Source organism: Kitasatospora sp. NPDC001527, assembly GCF_040298605.1.
In the GTDB taxonomy this organism is placed as follows: Bacteria; Actinomycetota; Actinomycetes; order Streptomycetales; family Streptomycetaceae; genus Kitasatospora.
Map to the genome: position 1 here is coordinate 93,646 of NZ_JBEPAM010000008.1, position 24,278 is coordinate 117,923.

A 24,278-nucleotide genomic window follows, 5' to 3' on the forward strand; every position below is an offset into this window, starting at 1 on the left:
GACGGGCCGCCCGGTCGGGGAGACCGGGCGGCCCGAGCTGTGCGGCGAGCGGCCGCCGCGAACCGTCAGCTGTGGCGGCCGCGACGGCGGGCGGCCAGGACGGCGAGGCCGCCGAGGGCGAGCAGGCCCGCACCGGCGAGGCCGAAGACCACCGGGGCGTTGCCCGCGCCGGTCGACGGCAGCTGGCCGCCGCCCCCGCCGCCGTGGCTCGGCGCCGGGTGGTGGGTGGTGGGACCGTGGCTGGTCGGGCCGTGGCTGGTGGGCGCGGCGCTGGAGGTGCTGGACGTCGCGGTCGGGCTGGTCGGGGCGGCCGAGGTGGTGGTCTCGGTCGGCGTCGGGGTCGGCGAGGTCGGCGCCGGGGACGTGGTGGTCGGCGTCGGGGAGGTCGGCGCCGGCGAGGTGGTGGTCTCGGTGGGCGTCGGGGTCGGCGTCGGGGACGTCGGGGAGGGCGAGGTGGGCGTCGGGCTCGGGGTGACCTCGCAGTCCGGCAGGTCCCCGTCGAACGGGTAGCTGTGGATCTCGTAGCCGCCGCTACCGGTCTGCACCAGATTGCCCGCCAGGTACACCCGGCCGTTGAGGCCCGGCATGTCGATGGTCGTGGTGCCGGCCGGGTTGCCCGCCATCACGGCGCCCTGGAACTGCGCGCTGCCGTTGATCTGCGCACTGGTGGCCGTGGGGAAGTTCCACATCAGCTTGGAGCGCATCTCGGTGGTCGGGTCGCCGGGCAGCCCGGTGCCGGTGTAGGTGTTGATCACCGGGTCGGCGGACAGCATGTTGACCACGACGGTGGCACCGGCCGGGATGTTGTTGAACACCAGGCCGATCTGCCCGCCGGTCGGCGAGGTGAGGTTCCCGGTGACGTTGAAGACCTGCTTCATGCTGGTCCCGTCACCGGTGAAGGTCGCCTCGCTGCTGGTGAGCGCCACGGTGCCGGTGGCGGTGGCCCGCCCGACACAGGCGGAGACGTCCTCGATCTGGGTGAGCACCGACTGGTACGGCGCGGCGGCGTTGGCGTCCTGGATCGCCTGGCCGGTCGGGTCGATGTTGACCGTGCCGGTGAGCGTGCCCGCGTAGCGGAGGTTGCCGAAGGCCTGCCCCTGGGAGTCGCTGCCGCCGATCAGCAGCGAGTTGCCGGGCAGGACGCTGACGTTGCCGCCGACGGTGAGGAAGTCGCTGCCGTTCGGCGGAGGAACCCGCGAGCCGACGCCGACGACGCCCGCGTTGAACGCGCCGCCGCCCTGGCTCTTGTCGACCGTGAAGTTCCCGAGGGTGACGATCTTGCCCTCGGCCTCGGCCGCCCGGCCGGTGACCGTGTAGTTGCCGCCGGTGAAGACGTTGATGGTGGCGTCCCGGCCGGGGAAGTCGCCGTTGTTCGGCGGCGGCCAGGTGGCCGGGCAGTCCGGCCCGCTGCACGCGCCCAGCGGCGGGGCCAGCGGCGCGGCCGAACCGACCGTCAGCACCGCCGCGAGCGGCAGCACCGCGGCGGCGGTCGCCACCGCGATCCGGACGTTCCGCCGGCCGCGGGGGGCGGGGGGCCGCTCCACGGTGGCTCTTCTGTGACCGGGCGCACCGGTTCCCTGACTCATCGACACTTTCCTCCGCGCAGAGAAATGGCAGGTGGGGCGCACCTGCCGTGTTCCGGCTGATCCTGGATCATCCCGGTCGATTCCCAGAGAATCCAGAGATTCGGGATATCCGATACCAAATCGGACGATCCATACCCTACAGACCATCAGCGTTGATCCGAAAATCCTCCGGCCGGGCGAGCCGACCGTGTCTCCCCCGCACGGACGCGGCCCCGCTAGGTTGGGGGCATGACTTCCGCGGGCCTGACCTCCAACGCCTCCGCCGCTCCCGACGTGATCGCCACCGTCGCCACGAGCGCCGACGTGCTGCGCCGCCCCGGGGCCGGCGAGCACCTGCTCACCGCCGTGGAGAAGGAGCGCGCCGCCCGGTTCCGGCACGAGTCCGGGCGGACCGACTTCATCGCCGGGCACGTCCTGGTCCGGCTCTGCGCCGCCGACCTGCTCGGCGTCCCGGCCGCCGCGCTGACGCTCGCCCAGCACTGCCCCGACTGCGACAAGGGCGACCACGGCAAGCCCTACCTGCCCGACCACCCCGGGATCGAGGTCAGCCTCTCGCACACCAGGGGCGTGGTCGCGGCGGCGGCCGGGCACCGGCCGGTCGGCGTCGACGTCGAGCTGACCGACCGCGGCGGCACCCTGCTCGACGTGGCGCCCCGGGTGCTGGCCGAGGAGGAACTGCGGCAGGTCCGGGAGCACACCGACCCGGCCCGGGCCTTCCTGCGGCTCTGGGTCCGCAAGGAGGCGCTGGTCAAGATCGGCCGGACCACGCTGGACGGCCTCGCCTCCGTCGACCTCTCCGGGCTGCCGCTCGACCTGCCCGGCGGGGCGCCGCTGCTCAGCCCCTTCGAGGGCTTCCAGGTGCTCGACTGGGTGGACGAGGCGCACGGCGCGGCCGTCGCGGCGGTCAGCGAGCTGCCGCCGCGGGCGGTGGCGCTCGACGCCCTGCGCGCCTGACCGGGGCGGGCCCCGCGGGCGGGCGCCGCGGGCGGGCGGGGGCCGACCTGGGTGGGGGCCGGTCGGATAAGCGGTGTTAGCGTCCTGGGCGGGGCGAGGAGAACCGTGCGCCCCGGCTGCCCGCGCCGCGACCGCCGCCGGGCCGCCCCCGTTGACTCCCAAGGGTGCCCCGCCATGGCCAAGTTCCTGCTGAGCCTGCACGTCCTCGCCTCGGTGCTGTTCATCGGCCCGGTGGCCGTGGCCGTCAGCATGTTCCCGCGCCGGGCCCGGGCCGCGCTGGCGGGCGGGCCCGAGCAGGCCGCCGACGCCGGCATGCTGCGGCTGCTGCACCGGATCACCCAGGTCTACGCGCTGCTCGGGATCGCCGTGCCGGTCCTCGGCATCGGGCTCGCCCAGGTGATGGACGTGCTCGGCCAGTCCTGGATGATCGTCTCCATGGTGCTGACCGCCGTCGCGGCCCTGGCGCTGCTGCTGTTCGTGCTGCCCGCCCAGCAGGCCGCGGTGGACGCGCTCGCCCTGGAGAACGGCTCGGAGGACCACGGCAAGGCGGTCAACGGCCTCAAGCTGCTGCCGATGACGGCCGGCGTCTTCAACCTGCTCTGGGCGGTCGTCGTGGTGCTGATGATCGTCCGGCCGGGTTCGACCACCGGCGCCTGACGCCCCGGCGCCCGCGGTAGTAGCCTCCGGCCATGACGATCATGGTGGGGATGGGGCCGGAGGCCGCCGGGACGGGCGTGGGCGTACTGCTGCGCGGCTGGCGGGAACGGCGCCGGCTCAGCCAACTGCAGCTGGCCCTGCTGGCCGACTCGTCGGCCCGGCACATCAGCTTCATCGAGAACGGCCGGGCCCGGCCCAGCCAGGAGATGGTGCTCCGGCTCGCCGAGCACCTCGACGTCCCGGTCCGCGAGCGCAACGCGCTGCTGCTGGCCGCCGGGTACGCGCCGCACTACCCCGAGAAGCGGCTGGACGACCCGGCGATGGCGGCCCTGCGCTCCGGGATGGAGCGGCTGCTCGCCTCGCACGACCCCTACCCGGCGCTGGTCGTCGACGGGACCTTCCAGGTCCTCGCGGCCAACCGCGCGCTCGGACTGCTGCTCTCCGGGATCGCCCCGCACCTGCTGGATCCACCGCTCAACGCGATGCGGATCACCCTGCACCCGGAGGGCGTCGCACCGCGGATCGTGAACCTGCGGCAGTGGCGGCGGCACCTGCTGGAGCGGATGGAGCAGCAGGTCGGACTGGTCCGCTCGGAGCCGCTGCGGGCTCTGCTGGAGGAGGTCCGGGCCTACCCCGAGCCGTCCGGAGCGGCGGCCCAGGAGGCCGAGGAGGACATCACCGAGCTGTTCCCGTTCGCGCTGCCGCTGCGGATCGCCCACGAGGGGCGGGTGCTGTCGTTCCTGTCGACGATCGCCACCTTCAACACGCCGATGGACGTGACCGTCTCCGAGCTGGCCATGGAGACCTTCCTCCCGGCCGACCCGGAGACGGCCGCCTACCTCCAGGCCGCCGTCGGGGCGGTGCGGTAGCGGCGACGATCCGGTGCCGTCAGCCGGGCAGGCGGCGCAGGGCGGTGAACTGGAGCACGGCGAAGAGGGCCACGGCGGCGGCCTGGAAGGGGATCCAGACGTAGCCGGCGGTGGTCGGCGCGAACCACAGCTCCATCGCCACCACGCTGAGCACCGTCCAGAGCAGGTTGATGTCGATCACCGCCCGCACCGCGAGGCCCGGCGGCTGCGGGCGGGCCGCCAGCAGGCCGACCGCGAGGCCGAACACCGCCAGCACGGCGCCGAGTTCGAGCAGGGTCGAGCGGCCGACACCCAGCAGCTCGCCGAGCGGCCCGGGGAAGGCCAGGTAGGCGAGGCCGTTGCCGCCGCTGACGACGGCGTCGAGGGCGAGGAAGCCGCGCAGCGCCTTGAACGAGGCGGGGGCGGTGCGGCCGGCGGTGCTCAGGGTGTGCGCGGACATGGCGGATCGGCCTCCGGGAGTGGGGTGGGAACCCGGCCGGCGGTGCCGCCGCCGGGTGGGCACCACTGTGCCGGGGGCCCGGCCGGGCGTCGATTACCTCCGGGGTCATGCCCGGGCGCGCGGCCGACGCGGCGGCACGCCCGCCCGCTTCACGGCCCGCGCCACGATCGTCGTCTCGGCGCGGCCGACGCCCAGCGGGCCGAGGGTGTCAGTGACCCGGGAGCGCACCAGCCCGGCGCCGTCCAGCCGGTACAGCCGGCGCCGCACGGTCGGCTCCGGGGTGCCGACGGCCGCCGCGAGCGCCGCGTGGGACTGCCGGGCGTCCTCGCCGAGCCGGGCCAGCAGCGCGCGGTCCAGGTCGTCCAGCACGACGCCGCCCGGGGCGGGGCGGGCGACCGGGGGTTCGGCCGGCGCGGCGGCCTCGGCCTCGCCCAGGTGGCCCGAGCGCCACTGGCCGGCGTCCGCGAAGGCGTGCAGCACCGCGTGGACGGTGGTCTCGGCGACGGCGGCGGTGGCGGGCGTCGGCGTCGGCGTCGGCGTCGGCGTCGGCGTCGGCGAGCATCACCGCGCCGATCTCCTGGCCGCCGGGCATGACGTCGACGAGCGGCACGTCCGGCCGGTCGGCGAGGGCCCGGGCGACGGTGTCGGCCTTGCCGCGCAGCACCCGGATCCGCAGCAGCAGCGCGCCGACCGCGGCGTCCCCGGCGTCGGGCGTCCGGACCACCCGGACCAGGCCGGACCGCTGGAGCCGGGCGAGCCGGCGGGTGACGGTGCGCGGGGAGATGACGAGCACCTCGGCGATCAGTCCGGCCCCGGCCCGGCCGTTCGCCTGCAGCGCGCAGACCAGCCGGCGGTCCAGGGTGTCCAGCACGGTGTCCGGATCGGCGGCTGTGACGTCCATGGTGTCCGGTCTCCGTCGCTCCGTCGCCTTGCGGCGTCCTGTCCGGCCGGTCCGGCGGTACTCCCGGACCACGCGACCGGGACGAACGGGAGGGGGACGACGGGCGGCCACGAGGTGCGGGAACTGCGCGGGTCGCCGCCATGGGCGGCTACCACGCACTCTCCCGCCCAAGGGATCTGACTGTCCGTCATATTCCGAACAGGGCGGCCGCGTTGTCGTGGCAGACGGCGCGCAGCCACTCCTCCCCCAGTCCGAGCCGCTCCAGCGCCTCCAGCTGATGCCCATACGGGTAGGGGATGTTGGGGAAGTCGGTGCCGAGCAGGACGCGGTCGCCCAGCGCCCGCAGCCGGGGCAGTTCGACGCGCGGGAACGGCGCGTCCCGCTCGGCGAAGTCGGTGAACGCCATGGTGGTGTCCAGCCGCACGCCGGGGTACCGCTCGGCGAGGTCGAGGAAGCCGGTGTACTCGTCCATCCCGAGGTGGGCGACGACCAGGACCAGCCGGGGGTGCCGGGCGAGCACCTCCCCGATCGGCCCCGGTCCGGTGTGCTTGCCGGGGACGGGGCCGGAGCCGCAGTGGGTGACCACCGGGGTGCCGGTCTCGGCGAGCAGGCCCCACACCCCGTCGAGCGGTCCGTCCCTCGGATCCCAGCCGCCGACCTGCAGGTGCGCCTTGAACACCCGGGCGCCGCCGGTGAGCGCCCGCGCGACGTACCCGGGGGCGCCGGGCTCGGGGTGGAAGGTGGCGGTGTGCAGGCAGCCGGGGGTGCGGGCGGCGAAGTCCGCGCCCCAGGCGTTGAGCCACTCGGCCATCCCGGGCTTGTGCGGGTAGAGCATCGCGGTGAACGCCCGGACCCCGAACTCCCGCAGCCGGGCGACGCGTTGCTCCTCCGCCTCGCGGTAGGTGATCGGCCAGGGGCGGCCGGTCAGCGGGCCGGCCGCGTCGAAGTACGCCCACACCTTGTCGAGGACGTTCTGCGGCATGAAGTGGGTGTGGACGTCGATCAGGCCGGGCAGGCCGAGGCGCTGCCAGAAGGCACGCACCCCGGCCGCCTGGCCGGGCACGCTCATGCGGCGGGCACCGGACGGGCGCGGTCGATGATCGCCCCGGCGTCCGGACCGGGCGGCAGGGTACCGAAGGCCGCGCCGTGGTCGCCGCCGAGCCGCGAGGCGCAGAACGCGTCGGCCACCGCCGGGTCCCCGTACCGGACGAGCAGCGAGCCCTGGAAGGCCAGCGCCATCGCCTCCACCAGCCGGCGGGTGCGGTACTCCAGCCGGTCGAGGTCGGTGAGCTGCTTGCGCAGGTCGGCGACGGCCGTGTCCAGCCGGCGGTCGGCGCCCGCGGCCGCGTCCAGCTCGCCGAGGAGGGCGTCGACGGTCTCCGGGTGCTTGGCCATGGCCCGCAGCGCGTCCAGGGCGGCGACGTTGCCGGAACCCTCCCAGATGGAGACCAGCGGCGCCTCCCGGTAGAGCCGGGGCATGCCGGACTCCTCGACGTAGCCATTGCCGCCCAGGCACTCCAGGGCCTCGGCGGCGTGCGCCGGACCGCGCTTGCAGACCCAGTACTTGGCGACGGCCAGGCCGAGCCGGCGCACCAGCGCCTCCCGCTCGTCCCCGGCGAGCGCGGCGTCGGTGGCCTGGGCGAGCCGCATCGCCACCGTGGTGGCCGCCTCTGACTCGACGACCAGGTCGGCGAGCACGTTGCGCATCAGCGGCTGGTCGACCAGGGCCCGGCCGAAGGCGCGGCGGTGCAGGGCGTGCTGGACGGCCCGGGTGGCGCCGAGCCGCATCCCGGAGGCGGCGCCGATGGTGCAGTCCAGGCGGGTCATGGTGACCATCTCGATGATGGTCCGCACGCCCCGGCCCTCCTCGCCGACCAGCCGGCCGTAGGCCTCGTCGTACTCGATCTCGGCGGAGGCGTTGGACTTGTTGCCCAGCTTGTCCTTGAGCCGCTGCAGCCGCAGCCGGTTGCGGGTGCCGTCCGGCAGGACGCGCGGCAGCAGGAAGCAGCTGAGCCCGCCGGGGGCCTGGGCGAGGGTGAGGAAGAGGTCGGACATCGGCGCCGAGGTGAACCACTTGTGGCCGGTCAGCCGGTAGCTGCCGTCCGGCTGCGGGACGGCGGTGGTGGTGTTGGTGCGGACGTCGGAGCCGCCCTGCTTCTCGGTCATCGACATGCCGGCGATCAGCCCGCGCTTGCCGTGCGGCTCGCGCAGCCCGAAGTCGTACTCGGTGGCGGCGAGCAGCGGCTCGAACTCGGCGGCCAGCTCCGGGGTGGCGCGCAGGGCGGGGACGGCGGCGTAGGTCATCGAGACCGGGCAGGTATGGCCGGCCTCGACCTGGCCCCAGACGAGGAACTTGGCGGCGCGGGCGGCGTGCGCGCCGGGCCGCTCGTCCCGCCAGGGGGCGGCGTGCAGGCCGTGGCCGACGGCGGTGCGCATCAGCTCGTGCCAGTACGGGTGGAACTCGACCTCGTCGATCCGGTGGCCGAAGCGGTCGTGGGTGCGCAGCACCGGCGGGTTCTCGTTGGCCAGCCGGCCCCACTCGGCGGCCTGCTCGGAGCCGGCCAGCCGGCCGAGGGCGCGCAGTTCGGGCTCGGCCCAGCCGGCGCCGGCCCGGTGCAGGGCCGCGAGCAGCGCGGGGTCGGCGGCGGTGTCGTGCCCGTACGGCAGCGGGACCTGGTTGGTGACCTCATGCGTCGCTGTCATCGCGTGCTCCCAGGGAACGGAGGGTGAAGGTGACCAGGGCGGGGACCACCGCGTGCGGGGTGGTCCGGGAGGCGGGCGGGGGTGCGGCGGCGAGCGGGCCGGTGAGGGCCTCGGCGGTCGCGCCGACGATCGCGGCGGCGGTCAGCTGCGGGTCCTGGGGCGGCAGCTCGCCGGCGGCGAGGGCGGCGGTGATCTCGGCGGCGAGCACGTCGCGGAAGGTGCGGCGGAAGACCAGGCGCTCGGCGTCCACCACGGTGTCGGCCGGTTCGACCAGCAGGGCGTGGGCGAGCCGGGGGGCGCGCAGGGCGCGGGCGGCGAAGGTCTCGACGACGGCGGCGATCCGTCCCCGGGGGGTGTCGTGGCGGGCGACGGCCTCGTGCACGGCGGCGACCTCCCGGGTGACCACCCGGCGGAAGAGCTCGACGGACAGCTCGGCCTTGCTCGCGAAGTGCTGGTACATCGACCCGGTGGCGATCCCGGCGCGCTCGGCGACGGCGGCCATGCTGCAGCCGCCGTAGCCGCGCTCGGCGAGCAGGCCGGCCGCGGCCTGGAGCACCGCCTCGCGCTGGGCGTCCAGGCGGGCTTGCACGGCGGGGGTGCGGCGGTAGGCCATGGAAGCATTGAAGCACCGATTCACTGCTTCGGGGAGGGGGTGCACGGGCCCGCCGTACGACGAAGGGCCGCCCGGCAGGGCGGCCCTCGTCTCGTGCCCCGTGTCTCGTGGGCAGCGGCGTCCTACAGGCGGACGCGGTCCTGCCGCAGCCCCGCCTCGTCCAGCGGGCCGATCGGCGGCACTTGGTACTGGCCCTTCAGCGCGTGGGCGGCGTCGGAGCCGAGGCCGGCCCACTCCAGCACCTTGGCGGTGGCCGCCGCGGACTCGGCGGCCGGCAGCCGGGCGATGTTCGCGCCGTGGTTGCCGCCGGGCACCGTGTAGACGTAGCTGTCCTCGCTGCCCCGGCCGAGGCGGAACGGCTCGGCGCCCCACGGGTCGTTCTGGCCGTAGACGTAGATGATCCGCTCGGCGGAGTGGCGCACCCAGCGGTCGATGTCGCGCATGGCGGACGGGTCGAACCGCATCGGGATGCTGCGCGGCACGTAGCTGCGCGGCGCGTACAGCTCCTTGTAGTCGTAGCGCAGCAGGCCCTTGAGGGCCGAGACGTCGAAGGAGGGCGAGCCCAGCTCGGTGCCGGCCTGGTAGTAGTACGCGGTGTAGCCGGCGAGCTCCTGGTCGCTGTTGCCGGTGATGCCGACCCGCGCGTCCAGCCAGGCGTACAGCGCGTCGTCGGTGCCGGCGGCGCCCGGGACGTTCGCGCAGTCGGCCTCCAGGCTGTACTGCCAGAACGCCCAGACCGAGTCCAGCACGGCGAGTTCGTAGGCCCGGTCGGCGCTGCCGATGGTGGTGAAGGTGGAGCTGGCGGCGGCGTTGTCGGCGGCGTAGCGGGGCTCCAGCCGGTCGCGGCGGGCCAGCAGCTCACGCTGGGTGGCGGTCAGCGCGGCCCGGCACTCGGGGGTGCCGACGTTCTGGAAGAACCGGCTGTACGCGGAGTCCTCGCGGTCGTCGACGTCGTTCGGCGCGACGTAGGCGATGGTGCCGGCCACGTCGTCCGGGAAGAAGCGGCGGTGGTAGGTGGAGGACATGCCGCCCTTGGAGCCGCCGGTGGAGAGCCACTCCTGGTGGTAGATCCGCTTGAGCGCGGTGATCAGCCGGTGCGCGTCGGTGGCCGCCTGCTCGATGCCGGCCTTGGTCCAGTCGGCGGGCTCGGGGCGCGACGGCGCGAAGTAGCGGTACTCGATGGAGACCTGGTTGCCGTCGACCAGCCGGGCCGGTTCGGTGCGGGTGGGCGCGGTGCGCAGGGCGTAGCCGTTGGTGAAGAAGACGGTCGGCCGGTCGTAGCCGCGGTGCAGCACGGTGAGGCGCTGCTGGAAGGTGCCCCGCCAGGGCCGGCTGTGGTCGATCGGCTGGGTGTAGGTGAGCAGGAAGAAGCGGTGGCCGGTGGTGGTGGGCTGCTCCTCGGTGATCGTCAGCCCGGGGATCGCCGCCAGGCGGTCCCCGATGTCGGCCGACGGGTCGTCGGCGGGCGAGGCGCCGCCGCCGGCCCGGGCGGCGCCCGGGGCCGCGCCTGCCGCCGGATCGGCGGCCAGGGCCGTCGGGGCCAGGCCGAGGCCGAGCAGCGGTATCAACAGAACGGCGACCAGCAGCCTTCTGATCGTGGTGGTCATCAACTCTCCATCGGGTCAACGGAACTGGTTGGTGCTCTGGTCCGTACAACTCTCCGGCAGCCGGTGCGCGGCCGCCGGTCGGACCGGCCGTCCGGTAGACGGCCGAATGGGCCACCCGCCGGTCGCGGATGGCCCATCAGGGGCGAACGTGCTGGTCAGGGGCGCGGTAGGGTGCAGCCGGCCTTGGTCAGGTCGAGCTTGTTCCCGGCGCTGAAGCAGGCGGGGATGATGTACGTCTCCTGGGCGTAGCCGATGCCCGGACGGACGGTCACCGCGCCGTTCTGGTCCACCTCGCACGGGTTGTTCAGGGTGCAGCGCTGGCCGCTCTCGTTGATGGTGTTGTTCACCGCCACGACCTGGCCGCTGGTGGCGTCGACGACCGGCGAGCCGGAGGTGCCGCCGATGACGTTGCAGGTGGAGGTGTAGCGGAGGGAGTCCTTGAAGGTCCAGTCCGCTTCCTTGAGCCGGTAGGCGAAGCCGTCGGCGGAGCAGGAGTAGATCTTCTTCCAGTACCCGGAGACGACCTTGATCGAGGTGCCCTGCACGGGGTGGGTGGCCGCCACGGTCAGCGGGGCGATGCCGTAGCGCGACTGGATGGCGGCGTAGGTGGTGTTCAGCTGGTAGATCGACACATCGGTGTCGGTCATGGTGCCGTAGACCATCTTGCTGGCGCGCAGGGTGCCGAGCGATCCGCCGCTCGCGTTCAGCAGGGTGAAGCTGCGGCTGGAGGCCTGGTTGACGACCACCTGGCCGGGGCCGGGCATACCGGTCTCCAGGCAGTGGCCGTTGGAGAGCACCAGCGCCGGGTCGTTGGCGGTGGAGCCGGGGAACCGGACGAGCGAGCCGGAACAGTTGCTCAGGGCCACGGTGCCGGCGAAGGTGACGGCGGCGATCTTGCCGGCCTGGGCCGGCTCCGCGGCGACGGTCGTGGCGCCGGCCGTCGCGGTGGTCGTGGTGGCAGTCGCGGCCGTCGTCGTGGCCGTCGTGGTGGCGGTCGCGGCGGGTGCTCCGGCGAGGGCGGTCGCCCCGGCGGTCAGGAGCGCGGCCAGCATGCCTATGAGCGGCTTCTTCATGAGAGACCTCTCGGTGTGGGGGTGCCCCAAAGCTGGCGCGGACATGACGCCCTGTCAAGGGCCGCGGCGGCGGCCGGTGATCCGGGCGCCGTGTTCCGGCCGCCGGACCCCGGTACTGTGACCGCAACGGCAGGGACGACCACCTGGGGGGCTGACATGACCGGCGACAACCACACGGACGGCACGCGACGGGACGGGGCCGGCGGCCGGCTGCTCGCGGTGAGCGACCTGCACGTCTCCTACCAGCAGAACCGTGAGCTGGTCGAACAGTTGCAGCCCGCCTCACCCGAGGACTGGCTGATCGTGGCCGGTGACGTGGCCGAGTCCACCACCACCATCCGCTGGGCCCTGGGCCTGCTCGCCGAGCGCTTCGCCAAGGTGATCTGGGCCCCCGGCAACCACGAGCTGTGGACCCACCCCAACGACCCGGTCCAGCTGCGCGGCGTCGAACGCTACGAGCACCTGCTGGACATCTGCCGCGAGCTCGGCGTGGTGACCCCCGAGGACCCCTACCCCGTGTGGACCGGCGCGGGCGGCCCGGTCGCCGTCGCCCCGCTGTTCCTGCTGTACGACTACTCCTTCCGGGCACCCGGCACCAGCACCAAGGAGGAGTCGCTGGCCGCCGCCTACGAATCCGGCGTGGTCTGCGCGGACGAGCGCTTCCTGCACCCGGACCCGTTCCCGGACCGCGACTCCTGGTGCCGCGAGCGCGTCCGGCTCACCGAGAAGCGGCTCGCCGAGCACGACCCGCAGCTGCCGCTGGTGCTGGTCAACCACTACCCGCTGGTCCGCCAGCCCACCGAGGTGCTCTGGTACCCCGAGTTCGCCCAGTGGTGCGGCACCGAGCTGACCGCGGACTGGCACCGCCGGTTCCCCACCGCCACGATGATCTACGGGCACCTGCACATCCCGCGGCGCACCAGCTACGACGGCGTCCCGTTCGAGGAGGTGTCGCTCGGCTACCCGCGCGAGTGGGGCAAGCGCGGCGTGCCCGACCCGCTGCTGCGCGAGGTCTTCCCGGGCGCCTGAGCGCAGACGACGGCGCGCCGGGTCCCGCCCGGCGCGCCGTGTGTGCCGTGTGTGCCGCGTGTGCCGCTACTCCCCGGCCTTCTCCTGGGCCTGCTCCCCCGCCTTCTCCTGGGCCTCCTCCTGGGCCTCCTCGAAGGTGGCCGAGCGTTCCGGACGCGCCAGCGCCACCGTCAGCTCCCCGTCCGACACCTCCGCGACCAGGGTGTCCCCCTCCTGCACGGTGCCGTCCAGCAGCAGGTTGGAGATCCGGTTGTCCAGCTCCTGCTGGATCGTCCGGCGCAGCGGCCGGGCCCCGAACTCCGGCAGGTAGCCGCGGTTCACCAGCCACTCCTTCGCGTCCTGCGTCACCTCCAGCTCCACGTCCTGGGCCCTGAGCCGGCGCCGGGAGCGGTCCAGCAGCAGGTCCACCACCTGGAGCAGGTCCTTGCGGGTCAGCGCGTGGAAGACGATCACCTCGTCGATCCGGTTGAGGAACTCCGGCCGGAACCGACCGCGCAGGTCCCGCATCAGGTCGTCCCGGATCTCGTCGACGTCGCCCGCGTGGTCGAGGATCCGCTGCGAGCCGATGTTGCTCGTCATGATCAGCACGGTGTTGCGGAAGTCGACGGTACGGCCCTGCGCGTCTGTCAGCCGGCCGTCGTCCAGCACCTGGAGCAGCAGGTTGAAGACGTCCGGGTGGGCCTTCTCCACCTCGTCGAAGAGCAGCACGCTGTACGGCTTGCGGCGCACCGCCTCGGTGAGCTGGCCCGCCTCGTCGTAGCCGACGTACCCGGGCGGGGAGCCGACCAGCCGGGAGACGGTGTGCTTCTCCTGGAACTCGCTCATGTCGAAGCGGATCATCCGGTCCGGGTCGCCGAACAGCAGCGCGGCCAGCGCCTTCGCCAGCTCGGTCTTGCCGACGCCGGTCGGGCCGAGGAAGAGGAACGAGCCGGTCGGCCGGTCCGGATCGCCCATCCCGGCGCGGCCCCGCCGCACCGCCTGGGCGACCGCGGTGACCGCCTGGTCCTGGCCGATCACCTTCTCGTGCAGGTGCTCCTCCAGCTTCAGCAGCCGCTCGCGCTCGGTCGCGTTCAGCTCGGCGACCGGGATGCCGGTGCGGCTGGACAGCACCTGGGCGATGTCGTCCGCGGTGACCGCCACGACCTCCTCGCGGGACTCCGCGATCGCGGCCAACTCGTCCTCGGTCTGCCGCAGTTCGCTCTTCAGGTTGGCGGCCCGGACGAACTCCTCGTCCGCCACCGCCTCCTCCAGCTCGCGGCGCAGCTTGGTGATCCGGTCCTGGACCGGCATCGCCACCGTGGAGCCGCTCAGGCTGCGCAGCCGCACCCGGGCGCCGGCCTGGTCGAGCAGGTCGATCGCCTTGTCCGGCAGGAAGCGGTCGCTGACGTAGCGGTCGGAGAGGGTGGCGGCCGCGTCCAGCGCCTCGTCGGCGAACCGCACCTGGTGGTGCGCCTCGTAGGCGTCGCGCAGGCCCTGGAGGATCTCGACCGTCTCCTCGACGGTCGGCTCCGGCACCAGCACCGGCTGGAAGCGGCGCTCCAGCGCGGCGTCCTTCTCGACGTGCTTGCGGTACTCGTCCAGGGTGGTCGCGCCGACCACGCTCAGCTCGCCGCGGGCCAGCGCCGGCTTGAGGATGTTGCCCGCGTCCATCGAGCCCTCGCCGCCACCGCCCGCGCCGACCACGGTGTGCAGCTCGTCGAGGAACAGGATCACGCTCTGCTCGGCGGCCGTGACCTCGTCGATCACGCTCTTCAGCCGCTCCTCGAACTCGCCCCGGTACTTGGATCCGGCCACCAGGGCGGTGAGGTCCAGGGTGACGACCCGCTTCTCCTTGAGGCTCTGCGGGACGTCCCCGGAGACGATCCGCTGCGCCAGCCCCTCCACGATCGCCGTCTTGCCGACACCCGGCTCGCCGATCAGCACCGGGTTGTTCTTGGTCCGGCGGGAGAGGATCTCGACGGTCTGCTCGATCTCCTCGGCCCGGCCGACCACCGGGTCCAGCCGCCCCGCCCGGGCCTCCTCGGTGAGGTCGCGCCCGTACTCGTCCAGCGTGGGCGTCTGGCTCGGCCGCGCACCGCCCTGGCTGCGCTCGCCGCCCACCCCGCGCCCGTCCAGCACCGTGCGCAGCGCCTCCTGGGACGGCGCGACGTTGCGCAGCGCCGCCCCGGCGCCGGAGCGTTCCTCCTCCAGCAGCGCGCCGAGGATGTGCTCCGGCCCGATGTACGAGGCCCCGGCCCCCTGCGACCGGGCGTGCGCGGCCAGCAGCGCCCGCTTGGCGGCCGGCGTCAGCGCGGGCCGCCCGTCCTCCGCCGGCCCGCCGCCCCCGGACGGCAGCACCTCGGCCAGATCACCGGCCAGCCGGTCCGGATCGATCCCGGCCCGCTCCAGCATCCGCCGCGACGGCTCCACCCGGGTGGCCGCCCACGCCAGATGCGCGGTGTCGAGATCACTGCTCCCGTCCTCGGCGGCCCGCTGGGCGGCCGAGGCGAGCAACTCCTGGGCCGACTCGCTCAGCAGTCGCCCGATCGGCACCCGCTGCACGGCGGGCGGGGAGGCCAGCGGGCTCATCCCGAAGAACCGGCTGAGCAGATCGGAGAACGGGTCGTTCGAACCGAACGGCGGCATGGTCACGGAGGATCACCTCTCCCAAACGGTTGGTGCCCACACAAACACACCCCACCCCACCCCGCCTCCCGAACACCCCCACCCAGCCCACGACAACGGCCCGGGCCGGGACACAAGTCCCGGCCCGGGCCGCAGCCGTCGTTCCGTCATTCACAAGGTGGGCGCGGACGGTTTCGAACCGCCGACATCTGCTTTGTAAGAGCAGCGCTCTACCGCTGAGCTACGCGCCCCGGGGGTGTGGTGGGCCCGGTTCGGGCGCACGACGAATGCTTAGGGTACCTGGTCCGTGGGGTGGTGTGGTGCAGGGTGGTCGGGGGTGGGGCGGGTGGGGTGCCGGTCGGGCGGGGTGATCGGGAAGAATGGGCCGTGGATCAGTGGTCGGGAACCAGGGAGCGCGCAGTGAGGGTGGCCGGCGGAGGCGGGCGGGGGCGGCGGTGGCCGGGGAGCGCGATGTCCGAGGCGCTGGTGCTGCCGCTGGTCGTCGCGGGTGCCCTCGGGGCCGCCGGGGCGGCGTCGTTCGGGGCCGGCGGGGGCTGGTGGGGGCGGCGCGGCGGGGAGGGCATGCGGGCGGACGCCCGGGCGGCGCGGGACGCGGCGCAGCAGGCGTTCTACGACGTGGACTCCACCCAGCGCGAGGCGCGGCTGGCGGTGGAGACGGTGCGCTCCGCCGGGGACGGCGCGACGGCGCGGCGGGCGGTGGCGGACTTCGAGGCGATCTCCGGCCGGGTCGACCAGGTGACCGTGAACTACCTGACCGCCCTCGACGCACATGACCTGGACGCGGAGGACCTGGAGTCCGGGACGGCGGCCCGCGCCAAGCACCAGCTGGACGACGTGAAGGGGCAGCTCGGTTCGGCGCTCGCGGAACTGAACGACTTCCTGCGCAAGCTGCAGCCGGCGCTGGAGCGGGCCGAGCAGCAGCTGATGCGGGTGACCCCGGCGGTGGAGCAGGCCAGGGCGGCGCTGCTGGCCGCGAGCAACGCGCTGGACGCCGCGCGCGGCGCCGGGCTGCGGGCGGACGAGCTGGCGACGCGGCTGGCCGAGCTGGCCCCGGAGCTGGCGCGGCTGAACGAGGGCGTGGCGCAGCACGGGGTGCCCGGCACGCTGGAGCGCGCGGAGCGGGTGCGCGAGCGCGCCGAGGCGATCGCGGCGGAGTCCGGGCAGCTGCCGGAGCGGGCCCGCGAGATCGACCGCCGGGTGGCCAGCCTGCGGACCAGGATCCAGGCGCTGGAGACCAAGGCCGGGACGGTGGAACCGGCGCTGAGCGAGTTGCGCCGGCGGTTCTCGACCTCGTGCTGGCAGGACCTCCAGCGGGTGCCGGTCCAGGTCGCGGAGACCCGGCGGGCCGCCGAGGAGAAGCTCGCCGAGGCCGCCCGGGCCCGGGACGGCCAGCGCTGGGCGGACGCCACGGGCGCGCTGGGCACGGTGCGCGCGCTGCTGGACACGGCGGACGGCTCGGTGGTCGCGGTGAACGACCGGCTGCGGCAGCTGAACGAGGTGCAGATCGACCCGAACAAGGAGGTCGAGCGGGCCCGCTTCGCCCTGCGGGACGCCCAGCGGCTCGCGATGGCCGGGCGGCACGCGCCGGACCCGCGGCACGCCGGGCCGCTGGACGCCGCGGTGGCCCGGCTGGACCGCGCGGTGGCCGAGCTGGAGTCGGCCGGACGGCACCCGGACTACTGGCGCTTCCTGACCGAGCTGGCCGCGGTGCGGGAGACGGCGGCGGACGTGGTGGAGCTGATCCGCGGGGAGCTGGGCGGCGGAGTGCGGTAGCGGGCCGGGCTAGCGGGCCGGACAACGGGCCGGACAACGGGCGGCGGCGCGGATACGCTGGCGGACATGCCTCGTTATGACTTCCGCTGCCGCGCCTGTGGCGCCACCTTCGAGCTCCGCCGTCCGATGGCCCAGGCGGGCGACCCCGCCGTCTGCCCGCAGGGCCACCAGGACACCGTGAAGCTGCTGTCGACCGTCGCCGTCACGGGCGCGGCCTCCGCCGGCGGCGCGCCGCAGCAGGCCCCGTCGGCCGGTGGCGGCGGGGGCTGCTGCGGCGGCGGCTGCTGCGGCTGACAGGCGCCTGAGCGAACGGCCGGAACGGCGCAGCCGGCGGCTCAGCCCGCCGTGACGGCGGCCGGGTCGGCCTCGACGGCCTCGCCCCGGACCCGGGCCAGGAAGCGGCGGACGATCTCCTCGCCCGCCGCCACGCCCACCTCGTCGAGCGCGGTGACGCCGGGCGCCGTCCACCCGGTGTCGGCCAGCTCGCCGTGGCCGGGCCGCCAGGCGGCGTCGGCGGCGCGCAGCAGGTCGGCGTCGAGCAGCGAGTCCCCGGCGGAGAGCACGGTGGCCCCGCCGACCCGCCGCACGACCTCGGCCAGCGCCGCGCTCTTGCTGAGCGGCGCCGGCACCGCGTACACCTTGCGTCCCTGGAGCGAGACGGTCCACCCGCGCTCCGCGCACCAGCCGGTGAGCTCCGCGAGCCAGCCCTGCGGCAGCTCGGCGCGCTCCACCACCAGGTAGGCGAACAGCTCGTCGGCGACCCGCCGCTTGTGCGTCCACTCGGGGTCCGCGCAGAGCGCCAGGTGCTCGACCACCTCGGCCAGCGGCGCCGCCCCGCCGGCCAGCCGGGCGGCCATCTCGGCCTCCCAGTCGGCGTCCGGCACGCCGTCGACGAGCAGCCGCCCGCCGTTGGCGCAGATCGCGTACGGCGGGACCCAGCCGGGCGTCGGGCCGGGCAGGTTGACCCGCTCGTACTGGGCCCGGGTGCGGGTGGTGGCGGGGACCAGCAGGGCCTGGCCGGCGAGCTCGACGAGCAGCGCGGCGGCCTGCTCGGTCATGAAGGAGAGCGCCTTGCCGTCGTGCACCTCGACGGAGAGCAGGCGCGGCGCGAGCCGGTCCGGCACGTCGAGGGCGAGGGCGCGGTTGGAGTAGATCAGGGTGCGGTCGAGGTCGCTCGCGACGACGAAGCGGCCCGCGGCGCCGCCGTTCATGCCGCCGCTCAGGTAACCGGTCATCGGGGCTCAGGACTCCTTCACGAGAACGGCCGTGCCCGAGGCGCCGGTCGCCCCCCGGGTGTAGCGGGGGTGGATGAGGCCGACGCAGGAGTACGGCAGGTCGTCCACCTCCTCGACCGGAACCCCCCGTTGGGCGGCGAGCAGCCGGACGTGGTCGAGGTCGGCGCCCGCGCCGCGCCGGGCCAGCACCCGCCAGGGGACGCGGCGCAGCATGACCCGGGTGGTCTCGCCGACGCCGGGCTTGACCAGGTTGACGTCGTCGATGCCGAACTCGGCGCTGATCCGCTCGACGGCGGCCCAGCCGGCCCAGTCGGGGGTGCGCTCGGCGGCGTGCCCGGCGTCGAGGAAGCGCCCGGCCGCCGCGACGGCCTCGGCCCGGACGTCCGCGAAGTGGTCGGCGACGGTGTCCAGGAAGGCGCCGGAGACGTCGGCGCCGGCCAGCTCGGTGTAGTGCTTGGCGCCGTGGAAGTCGTCCGGGCCGATCAGGTCGGCGCGCAGCACGGTGCGCGAGACCAGGCCGGAGACGGTCGAGTTGAGGCAGGCGGACGGGATCAGGAAGTCGTCCCGGGTGCCGAAGGTGGACACGCAGCGGCCGGGGTCGGCGAGGACGGCGAGGCCGGGGTCGAAGCCCGTCCCGGCGAGCGCCGCGGCGAGTTCGCGGGTGATCGCGCCCTTGCCGGTCCAGCCGTCGACGAACACCACGTCGGCGGCCCGGTGGTGGGCGTCCAGGTAGCGCAGCGCGACCGGGTCGATGCCGCGGCCGCGGACGATGGAGACGGCGTAGTGCGGGGCGTCGACGCCGTGCCCGGCGGCGAGCCAGCGGCGGATCAGGACGCCGACGGGCGTGCCGGCGCGGGCCAGCGAGGCGAGCACCAGGCCGGGGCCGCGCTCGCGCAGCAGGGTCTCGGCGACGGTGCCGACGGCGAGCGCGATCCGCCGGGCGGAGGTCCGCAGGGCCTGGTGGAACAGCTCCTGGTACTCGGGGCTCGGCTGGTACTCGACCGGCAGCGACTCGGCGTAGTGGGCGCCGCCGCGCTGCACGGCCTCCTCGCGCTCCTCGGTGGGCGCCTCCAGGGCGACGCCGGAGAGGTCCTTGAGCAGCCAGGCGACCTCGTCGGCGCGGTAGGAGGAGAACGCCGGGCCGTAGAGCGGCCTCGGGAGCGCGGCGGCGGGCCGGTGGGAGGGCAGCACGGCGAGCACCACCCGGTCGGTGACCCGCCGCAGCTGGCCGAGCAGGGCGCGCTCGCCCCGGTGCAGGGCCGGGGTGTCGGCGACGTCGTCGACGACCAGCACCACGGTGGCGAAGCGGCGGGCCGGGTCGGCGCCGGGGGCGACGTTGTAGGCGTAGCGCTCGCGCGGGGAGTCGTCGGCGGGGTCGTCGTGGGCGGGGAACGCCAGCCGGGTGCGGATGGCGTAGCCGGGGTCGTCGACGGCGAGGACGGGCGAGCGGGTGGTGGTCGAGCTGTGGACGCGGTCGGCGCCGCCGGGCAGCCGCTCGGCGAGAGCGCCGGCCAGCCGCAGCGGCGCGTACATCAGCTCCTCGAAGCCGAGCACCAGCACCCGCCCGCCGTCGACGGAAGCACCGCCCTCCCCTGCAGCACCGCCGCCGCCCGCAGCGCCGCCCTCCCCTGCACCGCCGCCCTCGACGGCCGCCGCCAGCTGGTCGGCCAGCGCCGGCAGCGCCTCCTCCAGCCGGGCCCGGTGCGCCGGGGTGAAGCCGTGCCGCCCGCCGTCCGGCAGCCCCTCCGGCCAGTCCAGCTCGACGCGCACCAGCGGCGCGGCCGGGCCTGCCGCCGGTTCGGGGGCCGGCCCGGCCTCGGCGATCAGCCGCTCGGCCCGGTCCAGGATGTCCGCGGGCAGCTCGACGCCGCCGCCGGCCAGGGCCACCAGGTCGAGCCGGACGCCGAGTTCGGCGGCGGTGTCGGCGAGCCGCCGCCGGTCGGCGGAGCCGCGCAGGTCGACCAGCGCGACCACCACGTAGTGCTCGCGCGGGTGGCGGGCGTGCAGGGCGCGGATGGTGTTGAGCACGGTGGTGCCGGTGGAGAACTCGTCGTCCACCAGGACGAGCGGCCCGTCCGCGGCGAGCAGCCCGGGGTCGGCGGGCAGCAGCAGGTGGGAGGTGGCGTGCGAGTGCTCCTCCTCGAACCCGCCGACCGGGGTGAGTCCGGGCACCGGACGGCGGGTGGAGTGCAGGTAGGGGGCGTCCAGGCCGTCGGCGACGCTGTGGCCGAGGCCGGTGGCGGTCTCCGCGTAGCCGAGCACGACGGCGCGCGCGAGCGCCTGCCCGCCGAGCCCGTCGAGCAGTTCGCGGACCCGGCGGCCGAGTTCGAGGCCGGCGCCGTGCACCACGTCGGGACGCTGCGGCACGTGCTTGCCGAGCACGGTGGAGACCAGCAGGTGGGCGCGCTTGCGGTTCTCCCGCAGGGCGAGGCCGACCAGTTCGGGGAGGCGCTCGGAACCGGTCAGCGCGACGCCGGCCCGCTCGGCCACCCAGCGGCCGGTCCACTCCTGCGGGACGGCGCGCTGCCGCGCTCCGGTCCGCTCCTGCTCTGCTGCTGTCACGAAGGGGTCCTGCTTTCGGTGGTGCGGTGCGATGGGCAAGGTCTGGGGAGGGGGGACGGGCGGCTCAGCGGCAGAGGCAGGCCGACAGGAGCTCCGCGAAGCTGACGTCCTCGCGGGCCACCCCGAACACCTCGGCGCGCAGCATCACCCGCTCCGCCCAGGCCCGGTGCGGCTTGGCCTCGTTCATCTTGTTGGTGTACGCCGAGCGCAGCACCCCGCCCCCGCCGCGCTCCTGGCGGAGGATGTCCCGGGCGTCGCTGTACTCCTCGTGCGTCACGACGGAGAGCGCGTGCACCGCGGGCACATGGCTGGGGTGGATGCAGGTCTTGCCCAGCAGGCCGTTGGCGCGGTCGAGTTCGATCTCGCGGATCAGCCCGTCGAGGTCGTGCTCGATGATCCGCCGGCGGACCGCCTCCCGCGAGGGCTCGGCCTCGGCGAAGGGCGTGCGGCGCAGCTGCGGCTTGAACATGCGCTCCTGGACCGGGAAGTACTCCCAGACCGGGCCGGTGACGGTGAACCCGGTGCCGTCGGCGCGGCCGAGCACGTTGACCACGTCGCCGATCACCGAGGCGACCAGGGCGACGTCGTACGCGGTCAGGTCGGGCGAGCGGCGCAGGCCGTAGGCGGAGCAGAGGTCGGTGACGCCGAGGCGCACGGCGAGGATCCGCCCGCGGTGCTTGTCGAGCAGCCGGGCTATGCCGAACAGCTGGTCGCGGCGGGTCTCCAGGTGGGCAAGCTCGGGGGACTCCAGGACGGGCATGGCGAACAGCCGGTGGCCGGCGGCGGTCTCGGCCGCCGCGAGGGCCTCCAGGAAGTCCCCGCCGCTCTCCTCGGTGAACTTGGGCAGGACGAAGCCGGTGAGCACGCCGATCGCCGGTCCGAGCCGCTCGGCGAGGTCGGTGAGCTGGGCGGCGGTCCGCACTCTGATGAAGAGGAGGGGAAGATCCTGTGTGCAAGTGGTGGAGGCACCGGCCGTGCCGACACCCTCCGTGACCTCCGCCCACAGCTCGCCGAGCCGGGCCACCAGGTTGGCCTCGGCGTCCGGCACCTCGTGGTCGGCGATGGCGTCCTCCAGGCAGAGCACCATCGAGACGACCCCCTGCGCGGCCTGCTTGCGGATGTCCGCGCGCAGGGTGGGCCGGGTGGCCGGGCTGTAGAGCGTGGCGCCCAGGGCGGTGGCCAGCAGGGCCGGGTCGCCGTCGGGGGCGAACTCCCCCGGCGCCTGGAGAAAGAGCCGGTCGCGAACGTCGTCCGCGAGGTGGCCGAAGTGGCGCAAGATGCTCTCCTCAGGAGTTCGGCCGCCGGTCCGGCGGAGGCGGGGAGGGGCGGCGACGAGCCCCGGTGCAACACCCGGTTCAACCGGCGCGACGGCCCTGGTGGTTCCCCGCCCGGTTCCGGCCGGTCACCGTCGACCGGGCCCCGGAGCCTCCCGCCCGCCCATCGTACGGACGGCTCCGGGCGTGCGCCGGTTCCGCAAGGGCGAATTCTCGGAAGGTTACCCTCCACTTCACAAAGCGCAAGCGTTGGCAAAGTCCCACCACGACGCCTCCCCCGGTCACGTTGTCCGAAGGGGTGGCGAACAGGCAGGATGGTCGGCTATGACGCACGTGATGGCCAAGGGCGCCAACATCGCACTGCCGGTGGCGGCGGTCCGCGCCGTGCTGCGCTGGAGCGCCACGCCCGGTGCGCCGGACGTGGACGCCTCCGCACTGCTGCTCGGCCCGGGCGGCAAGGTCCGTTCGGATGCCGACTTCGTCTTCTACAACCAGCCGCGCCACCCGTCCGGCCTGGTGCGCCACCTGCCCAAGCAGCAGAGCGCCGGCGGCGGCGAGATCACCGACACCGTCGAGGCCGAGCTCGCCAAGCTGCCGGCCGACGTCGACCGGGTGGTGCTGGCCGGCTCCTCCGAGGGCGGCTCGTTCCGCGCGGTGGCCGGGCTGCGCCTGCAGCTGTTCGACGCCGCGGCCGGCGACGGGGCACCGGCCCTGGCCGAGTTCGCGATGGCCGACGGGGACGAGGTCACCGCGCTGGTCGCGGGCGAGCTCTACCGCCGGGCGGGCGCCTGGAAGTTCCGGGCCGTCGGCCAGGGGTACGCGTCCGGGCTGATCGGCCTGGCCACCGACTTCGGCATCACCGTCGAGGACGAGGGCGGGACGGGCACCCCGCCCCCGGCCGGACCGTCCGCCGCCCCGGCCGCGGACCCGCGGACCGCGCTGCCCGACCCCCGGCCGGCCGGCCGGCCCGAACCGGGCACCTTCACCCTGGCCCCGGCCGTCCCGCAGCCGCAGGCCGCCGCCCGGACCACCCCGGCACCGGCCGGCGTCCCGGTCAACACGCCCCCGCCGCCGCCCAACCCGCCCACGATGCCGCCGAACGTCCCGCCGGCCCCGGCCGCGCCGCCGGCCCGGCAGCCCGGCTACGGCTACCCGCCGCCGGACACCGCGCCCCGGCCGCCCCAGCAGGGCGGGTACGGCTACCCGCCGCAGGCCCCGCGGCCGGACGGCTACGGCTACCCCCAGCAGCCCGCGGCGCCCGCCCCGGGCTACGGCTACCCGCAGCAGCAGGCCCCGCAGCAGGGCGGCTACGGCTACCCGCCGTCGAACACCGCGCCCCAGCAGCCGCCCCAGCCCGCGCCGCAGCCCGCCGCCGAGGAGTTCGCGCTGCCCCCGCAGGGCCCGCAGTTCCAGCCGCGCTGAACCGACGCCGACGCCCACGCCCCGCCGACGCCCCCGCCCAGGGGGTCCGGCGGCGCGCCCCGCGCCTCACTCCGGCTTGTAGCCCCGCTGCCACTGCATCCCGAAGCCGTACAGCCGGTCGATGTCCGCCTGGAACCCGTTGACGTAGCGCACCTCGCGCCGCACCGTCAGCGCGTTGTCCCCGCTGTTCTCGATCAGCACCACCGCGCAGGACCGCGCCGCCGGGGCCCGCTCCTCCAGCTGCACCTCGATCCGCGGCCCGGACTGCGGCACGATCGTCACCACCGCGTTGGTCTGCTCGAAGGCGGGCGTGCCGTCGTAGATGTACACGAAGACCAGCAGCCGCTTGAACTGGTCCTTCTTCTCCAGGTTGATGTACATCGTCTCGCCGGACGGCGCGCCGTACTGGTCGTCGCCGCTGAGCTTGACGTACGGCGCGTGCTGGAGGTCCCCGAGGAAGCCACCCAGCGGCTGCACCACGCCCCGCTTGCCGTCCGTCAGCTCGTACATGCAGGCCAGGTCGAGGTCCACGTTGACCTGCGCGTTCGCACTGGAGTCCGGCTCCATCGGCCTCAGGATGCGTGGGCTGAGGAACCGTCGCACGGCCTCCCGGGGGGACGTCCGCGGTGCCCCGGTCCGGGTGGTCCAGTGCAGGTTGACGTAGAGGTAGCCGGTGGTCGCCGCCGCGCCGGTGATCGCGTGCTGCGGGGAGGCCTTGGTCAGGGTGACCTTGAACTGGCCGCCCGTGTCGAAGGTGTTCCGCTCCCCGCGCAGGTACTCCCAAATCGAGGCCATGCCGCCCTCCCCCAGCCCCGCCAGTCGCTCTGACGGTCCGCCGCTCCATGATCGGGCATCAACCCGCCCGCCGGGTACCCGAACTCCCCTACCCACCGCCGTCCCGCGGACACCGCCCGGACACCGGCGGGTCGATTGGCGGGGCGAAGCCCACCTCCCGT

At 74.8% G+C, this 24,278-nt stretch carries 20 protein-coding genes, 1 tRNA gene and 1 pseudogene; 7 read left to right on the forward strand and 15 right to left on the reverse strand.

The features are described 5' to 3' along the window. Nucleotides 1–65 precede the first annotated feature (65 nt). Entirely contained in the window at nt 66–1,544 is a 1,479-nt protein-coding gene (locus ABT238_RS11145; RefSeq protein ID WP_350756655.1) for a choice-of-anchor A family protein, read from the reverse strand. Between the two features lie 270 nt (nt 1,545–1,814). On the opposite strand from ABT238_RS11145, the gene ABT238_RS11150 reads away from it, so the two are divergent. The 3 genes from ABT238_RS11150 (at nt 1,815) to ABT238_RS11160 (ending at nt 4,066) form a co-directional block, all read left to right on the forward strand. After that, a complete protein-coding gene (locus ABT238_RS11150) occupies nt 1,815–2,540 on the forward strand; it encodes a 4'-phosphopantetheinyl transferase family protein (protein WP_350756658.1) in 726 nt (241 codons plus the stop codon). A gap of 174 nt (nt 2,541–2,714) precedes the next feature. Next, nucleotides 2,715–3,197: a DUF2269 family protein gene (locus ABT238_RS11155; RefSeq protein WP_350756661.1), complete on the forward strand. Its 483-nt coding sequence runs from the start codon at nt 2,715–2,717 to the stop codon at nt 3,195–3,197. A 32-nt stretch (nt 3,198–3,229) separates the two neighbouring features. Next, nucleotides 3,230–4,066 carry an MmyB family transcriptional regulator gene (locus tag ABT238_RS11160; protein WP_350756664.1) on the forward strand — a complete coding sequence of 279 codons (837 nt, stop codon included), beginning with the start codon at nt 3,230–3,232 and terminating at the stop codon, nt 4,064–4,066. A 19-nt stretch (nt 4,067–4,085) separates the two neighbouring features. Here ABT238_RS11160 and ABT238_RS11165 read toward each other — a convergent pair whose 3' ends face one another. From ABT238_RS11165 to ABT238_RS11200, 8 genes and pseudogenes are all read right to left on the reverse strand, one after another. After that, nucleotides 4,086–4,505 carry a hypothetical protein gene (locus ABT238_RS11165; RefSeq protein ID WP_350756667.1) on the reverse strand — a complete coding sequence of 140 codons (420 nt, stop codon included), beginning with the start codon at nt 4,503–4,505 and terminating at the stop codon, nt 4,086–4,088. Nucleotides 4,506–4,610: 105 nt separating this feature from the next. Next, a complete protein-coding gene (locus ABT238_RS11170; protein WP_350756670.1) occupies nt 4,611–4,985 on the reverse strand; it encodes an Lrp/AsnC family transcriptional regulator in 375 nt (124 codons plus the stop codon). 304 nt (nt 4,986–5,289) lie between these two features. Further along, a pseudogene (locus ABT238_RS11175) lies at nt 5,290–5,691 on the reverse strand (hypothetical protein); the annotation flags it as partial. Then, nucleotides 5,594–6,475, reverse strand: coding sequence for an amidohydrolase family protein (locus ABT238_RS11180; RefSeq protein WP_350562058.1), 882 nt, complete (start codon nt 6,473–6,475; stop codon nt 5,594–5,596). The pseudogene ABT238_RS11175 and the gene ABT238_RS11180, both read right to left, overlap by 98 nt. Next, entirely contained in the window at nt 6,472–8,109 is a 1,638-nt protein-coding gene (locus ABT238_RS11185; protein ID WP_350562056.1) for an acyl-CoA dehydrogenase family protein, read from the reverse strand. The genes ABT238_RS11180 and ABT238_RS11185 overlap by 4 nt, the downstream gene beginning before the upstream one ends. Further along, nucleotides 8,093–8,722: a TetR/AcrR family transcriptional regulator gene (locus ABT238_RS11190; protein WP_350562054.1), complete on the reverse strand. Its 630-nt coding sequence runs from the start codon at nt 8,720–8,722 to the stop codon at nt 8,093–8,095. The genes ABT238_RS11185 and ABT238_RS11190 overlap by 17 nt, the downstream gene beginning before the upstream one ends. Nucleotides 8,723–8,844: 122 nt before the next feature. Beyond that, the gene (locus tag ABT238_RS11195; RefSeq protein WP_350756672.1) at nt 8,845–10,329 is read right to left on the reverse strand and encodes a S28 family serine protease; all 1,485 of its coding nucleotides are present in this window, start codon (nt 10,327–10,329) and stop codon (nt 8,845–8,847) included. Between the two features lie 155 nt (nt 10,330–10,484). Then, nucleotides 10,485–11,402 (reverse strand): S1 family peptidase, encoded by a 918-nt coding sequence (locus ABT238_RS11200; protein ID WP_350562050.1) that lies wholly within the window; start codon nt 11,400–11,402, stop codon nt 10,485–10,487. 156 nt (nt 11,403–11,558) lie between these two features. Between ABT238_RS11200 and ABT238_RS11205 the strand changes: the two genes are divergently transcribed. Continuing rightward, nucleotides 11,559–12,431, forward strand: a complete 873-nt coding sequence (locus ABT238_RS11205) for a metallophosphoesterase family protein (RefSeq protein WP_350562048.1) — start codon at nt 11,559–11,561, stop codon at nt 12,429–12,431. A gap of 66 nt (nt 12,432–12,497) precedes the next feature. Here ABT238_RS11205 and ABT238_RS11210 read toward each other — a convergent pair whose 3' ends face one another. After that, nucleotides 12,498–15,056: an ATP-dependent Clp protease ATP-binding subunit gene (locus tag ABT238_RS11210; protein ID WP_502884186.1), complete on the reverse strand. Its 2,559-nt coding sequence runs from the start codon at nt 15,054–15,056 to the stop codon at nt 12,498–12,500. A 158-nt stretch (nt 15,057–15,214) separates the two neighbouring features. Then, a tRNA-Val gene (locus ABT238_RS11215) sits at nt 15,215–15,286 on the reverse strand. A 220-nt stretch (nt 15,287–15,506) separates the two neighbouring features. Between ABT238_RS11215 and ABT238_RS11220 the strand changes: the two genes are divergently transcribed. Continuing rightward, nucleotides 15,507–16,829: a hypothetical protein gene (locus tag ABT238_RS11220; RefSeq protein WP_350756675.1), complete on the forward strand. Its 1,323-nt coding sequence runs from the start codon at nt 15,507–15,509 to the stop codon at nt 16,827–16,829. 66 nt (nt 16,830–16,895) lie between these two features. After that, nucleotides 16,896–17,123, forward strand: a complete 228-nt coding sequence (locus ABT238_RS11225; RefSeq protein ID WP_350562014.1) for an FmdB family zinc ribbon protein — start codon at nt 16,896–16,898, stop codon at nt 17,121–17,123. Nucleotides 17,124–17,164: 41 nt separating this feature from the next. Here ABT238_RS11225 and ABT238_RS11230 read toward each other — a convergent pair whose 3' ends face one another. The 3 genes from ABT238_RS11230 to ABT238_RS11240 form a co-directional block, all read right to left on the reverse strand. Beyond that, entirely contained in the window at nt 17,165–18,064 is a 900-nt protein-coding gene (locus tag ABT238_RS11230) for an HAD family hydrolase (protein ID WP_350756677.1), read from the reverse strand. A gap of 6 nt (nt 18,065–18,070) precedes the next feature. Next, a complete protein-coding gene (locus tag ABT238_RS11235; protein WP_350756680.1) occupies nt 18,071–20,626 on the reverse strand; it encodes a phosphoribosyltransferase in 2,556 nt (851 codons plus the stop codon). Nucleotides 20,627–20,690: 64 nt separating this feature from the next. Then, a complete protein-coding gene (locus ABT238_RS11240; protein WP_350562008.1) occupies nt 20,691–21,902 on the reverse strand; it encodes an HpcH/HpaI aldolase/citrate lyase family protein in 1,212 nt (403 codons plus the stop codon). A gap of 322 nt (nt 21,903–22,224) precedes the next feature. Between ABT238_RS11240 and ABT238_RS11245 the strand changes: the two genes are divergently transcribed. Next, a complete protein-coding gene (locus ABT238_RS11245; RefSeq protein ID WP_350756683.1) occupies nt 22,225–23,322 on the forward strand; it encodes a TerD family protein in 1,098 nt (365 codons plus the stop codon). A 66-nt stretch (nt 23,323–23,388) separates the two neighbouring features. Here the strand turns inward: ABT238_RS11245 and ABT238_RS11250 are convergent, their stop codons facing one another. Continuing rightward, nucleotides 23,389–24,117 (reverse strand): Tellurium resistance, encoded by a 729-nt coding sequence (locus tag ABT238_RS11250; protein WP_350562004.1) that lies wholly within the window; start codon nt 24,115–24,117, stop codon nt 23,389–23,391. Between the last annotated feature and the right edge of the window lie 161 nt (nt 24,118–24,278).

Excerpts from the sequence above, each read along its gene's own strand:
- ABT238_RS11150 (WP_350756658.1), top strand. The coding sequence starts at position 1,815 with ATGACTTCCGCGGGCCTGACCTCCAACGCCTCCGCCGCTCCCGACGTG.
- ABT238_RS11245 (WP_350756683.1), top strand. The coding sequence starts at position 22,225 with ATGACGCACGTGATGGCCAAGGGCGCCAACATCGCACTGCCGGTGGCG.
- ABT238_RS11195 (WP_350756672.1), bottom strand. The coding sequence starts at position 10,329 with ATGACCACCACGATCAGAAGGCTGCTGGTCGCCGTTCTGTTGATACCG.
- ABT238_RS11250 (WP_350562004.1), bottom strand. The coding sequence starts at position 24,117 with ATGGCCTCGATTTGGGAGTACCTGCGCGGGGAGCGGAACACCTTCGAC.
- ABT238_RS11165 (WP_350756667.1), bottom strand. The coding sequence starts at position 4,505 with ATGTCCGCGCACACCCTGAGCACCGCCGGCCGCACCGCCCCCGCCTCG.
- ABT238_RS11230 (WP_350756677.1), bottom strand. The coding sequence starts at position 18,064 with ATGACCGGTTACCTGAGCGGCGGCATGAACGGCGGCGCCGCGGGCCGC.
- ABT238_RS11190 (WP_350562054.1), bottom strand. The coding sequence starts at position 8,722 with ATGGCCTACCGCCGCACCCCCGCCGTGCAAGCCCGCCTGGACGCCCAG.
- ABT238_RS11225 (WP_350562014.1), top strand. The coding sequence starts at position 16,896 with ATGCCTCGTTATGACTTCCGCTGCCGCGCCTGTGGCGCCACCTTCGAG.
- ABT238_RS11220 (WP_350756675.1), top strand. The coding sequence starts at position 15,507 with ATGTCCGAGGCGCTGGTGCTGCCGCTGGTCGTCGCGGGTGCCCTCGGG.
- ABT238_RS11180 (WP_350562058.1), bottom strand. The coding sequence starts at position 6,475 with ATGAGCGTGCCCGGCCAGGCGGCCGGGGTGCGTGCCTTCTGGCAGCGC.
- ABT238_RS11185 (WP_350562056.1), bottom strand. The coding sequence starts at position 8,109 with ATGACAGCGACGCATGAGGTCACCAACCAGGTCCCGCTGCCGTACGGG.
- ABT238_RS11155 (WP_350756661.1), top strand. The coding sequence starts at position 2,715 with ATGGCCAAGTTCCTGCTGAGCCTGCACGTCCTCGCCTCGGTGCTGTTC.
- ABT238_RS11205 (WP_350562048.1), top strand. The coding sequence starts at position 11,559 with ATGACCGGCGACAACCACACGGACGGCACGCGACGGGACGGGGCCGGC.
- ABT238_RS11160 (WP_350756664.1), top strand. The coding sequence starts at position 3,230 with ATGACGATCATGGTGGGGATGGGGCCGGAGGCCGCCGGGACGGGCGTG.
- ABT238_RS11210 (WP_502884186.1), bottom strand. The coding sequence starts at position 15,056 with ATGCCGCCGTTCGGTTCGAACGACCCGTTCTCCGATCTGCTCAGCCGG.
- ABT238_RS11200 (WP_350562050.1), bottom strand. The coding sequence starts at position 11,402 with ATGAAGAAGCCGCTCATAGGCATGCTGGCCGCGCTCCTGACCGCCGGG.